This window comes from Mesorhizobium sp. M1163 (assembly GCF_040318415.1).
Taxonomy (GTDB): Bacteria; Pseudomonadota; Alphaproteobacteria; order Rhizobiales; family Rhizobiaceae; genus Mesorhizobium.
On the sequence record NZ_JAMYMF010000094.1, the window covers coordinates 1 to 2,929 of the forward strand.

Genomic DNA, 2,929 nt, shown 5'->3' on the forward strand with positions numbered 1-2,929 from the left:
ATTCCGGCGTATAGAGCGGGATGACGTGGTCGCCCTTCTTGACCGAGGTGACGCCCTTACCGACATCGACGACAACGCCGGCGCCCTCATGGCCGAGGATTGCCGGGAACAGGCCTTCCGGGTCGGCGCCCGACAGTGTGAACTCGTCGGTGTGGCAGATGCCGGTTGCCTTGATCTCGACCAGCACCTCGCCATCACGGGGACCTTCGAGGTCGACCTCCATGATCTCCAGCGGCTTTCCGGCGGCGACGGCGACAGCGGCGCGCGTTTTCATCAGGCAATCCTCCCATGGCAGTCTGCAATCCAGGTTAGATTTAACTTACCACTCAGCTCTGCGCTATGCACGAAGCGACGTTCTGATCCCGGATTTTCGTCAGAGCTCGCCGATTTGCGTCCGGGATAGGCTCCGACTTTGCCTTGACCGGCCCCCTGAAGCCCATAAAACGGGAAGCCCGGAAAAGAAGGGCAGCCGAGGGACAAGGCCTGCATGTTCACAAAGATCCTGATCGCCAACCGTGGCGAGATCGCCTGCCGCGTGATCAAGACGGCGCGCAAGATGGGCATCGCCACCGTCGCGGTCTATTCCGACGCCGACCGCGACGCGGTGCATGTCGAAATGGCTGACGAGGCGGTGCATATCGGCCCTTCTCCCGCCGCGCAAAGCTATCTGGCCCCGGAAAAGATCATCGCCGCCTGCAAGGCGACAGGGGCCGAGGCCGTGCATCCCGGCTACGGTTTCCTGTCCGAGCGGGCATCCTTCTGCGAGGCGCTGGAGCAGGAAGGCATCGTCTTCATCGGCCCGAAGCCCAAGGCCATCAAGGCAATGGGCGACAAGATCGAATCGAAGAAGTTCGCCAACGCCGCCAAGGTTTCGACGGTGCCCGGCTGGCTCGGCGTCATCGAAAACGCCGCCCATGCCGAAAAGATCGCCGGCGAAATTGGCTATCCCGTGATGATCAAGGCCTCGGCCGGCGGCGGCGGCAAGGGCATGCGCATCGCTTGGAGCAAGGCAGAGGTGCGCGACGGCTTCGACCGGGCGCGGTCGGAGGCCAAAAGCTCGTTCGGTGATGACCGCGTCTTCATCGAGAAGTTCATTGTCGATCCGCGCCATATCGAAATCCAGGTGCTCGCCGACGCCCATGGCAACACGCTCTATCTCGGCGAGCGCGAATGCTCGATCCAGCGCCGCAACCAGAAGGTCGTAGAGGAGGCGCCGTCGCCGTTCCTCGATGCCAAGACCCGCAAAGCCATGGGCGAGCAGTCTGTGGCGCTGGCCAAGGCGGTCGACTACCAGAGCGCCGGCACGGTCGAATTCATCGTCGACAGCGACAAGAACTTCTATTTCCTGGAAATGAACACGCGCTTGCAGGTCGAGCATCCGGTGACGGAACTGGTCACCGGGATCGACTTGGTCGAGCAGATGATCCGCGTGGCAGCCGGCGAAAAGCTCGCCATCAAGCAGGGCGACGTCAAGCTGAACGGCTGGGCGGTGGAAAGCCGCCTCTATGCCGAAGATCCGTATCGCAACTTTCTGCCGTCGATTGGCCGGTTGACGAGATACCGGCCGCCGGAAGAGGGGCAATTTGGCGAAATAGTCATCCGCAACGATACTGGCGTCACCGAAGGCTCGGAAATCTCGATGTTCTATGATCCGATGGTCGCCAAGCTGTGCACCTGGGCGCCGACACGGTTGGCGGCGATCGATGCGATGTCGGAAGCGCTGGACAGGTTCGTTGTCGACGGTATCGAGCACAACATACCGTTCCTGGCGGCGCTGATGCAGCATCCGCGCTGGCGGGAAGGGCTGATATCGACCGCTTTTATCGCCGAGGAATACCCCGAAGGCTTCGCGCCGATCGTGCCAGACGCCGAGGAGAAAGCGGTGCTGGCCGCGATCGCCACCGCGGTCGAACTGCTGCGCCGCGACCGGCTCGACCGGCTGGGCGGGCGGCTGGCGCCGCATTCCGGCGCCTTGAAACGCGATTGGGCGGTGAAGATCGGCCGGGATTATCTTTCGGTCGCCATCGTCGAAGGCATGATTTCCATTCCGATGGAGCTCGACCTCACAATCGACGGCGGCAAGGCACTGAGGGTGACCTCCGACTGGCGGCCGGGCGATCTCATCTGGCGCGGCACGGTCGGCGGCCGCAAAGTCGCGGCGCAGGTCAGGCCGGTGCTGAACGGGTTCCGCCTTGCCTGGAAAGGCATGTCTGTGACAGCCCGCGCCATGCTGCCGCGAACCGCCGAACTCGAAAGGCTGATGCCGGAAAAAGTGGCGCCGGACACGTCGAAGATGCTGCTCTGCCCGATGCCTGGCCTCGTCGTGTCGATCGCGGTTGCCGAGGGGCAGGAGGTCAAGGCCGGCGAGACGCTGGCTGTGGTCGAGGCGATGAAGATGGAAAACGTGCTGCGCGCCGAGCGCGATCTCATCGTATCGAAGCTCAACGCCAAGCCCGGCGACAGCCTTGCGGTCGACGCGGTAATCATGGAATTCGCGTAAGGCTGAAATCCGCCTCGGCGCCGGCCTGGCACGTTGGAGATTAGCGAAAGCCGAGGTGACGGCCAATCTCCCCCCTCGTGGGGGAGATGTCCGGCAGGACAGAGAGGGGCGCGAAGAAACGCGACCTTGCAGTGGGTTGGTACGCTCAGTGGAGGAGGGACAGGCGAGGCCGTGAGGAATTCGCTTTTTGCCGTCGTGGCGTATTTTGTTCTTGCTTTGTGCCGGCAGCTATGCTACTAATCTGGGTATGGTGCTAATTGGCTCCAACGACCCGCCCGCTGTGGCGGGTTTTTTGTTTCCGGCCTGAGGTCGGCGGGACAGCGCCCCTCTCTGTCCTGCCGGACATCTCCCCCACGAGGAGGGAGATTGGCAGCTTCGGCGGTTGCTCTAAACTTCCAAAGCTCCAATCGCTTCCGCTGGACTCGTGTT

2 protein-coding genes are annotated in these 2,929 nt (G+C 62.7%); one reads left to right on the forward strand and one right to left on the reverse strand.

What is annotated here, in order from left to right; genetic code table 11:
- A partial coding sequence (locus NKH43_RS35125) for an alcohol dehydrogenase catalytic domain-containing protein (protein WP_352862045.1) occupies window positions 1-274 on the reverse strand: 274 nt, incomplete at its 3' end.
- Window positions 275-487: 213 nt separating this feature from the next.
- Here NKH43_RS35125 and NKH43_RS35130 point away from each other — a divergent pair.
- Window positions 488-2,500, forward strand: coding sequence for an acetyl-CoA carboxylase biotin carboxylase subunit (locus NKH43_RS35130; protein ID WP_352862047.1), 2,013 nt, complete (start codon window positions 488-490; stop codon window positions 2,498-2,500).
- Window positions 2,501-2,929 lie beyond the last annotated feature (429 nt).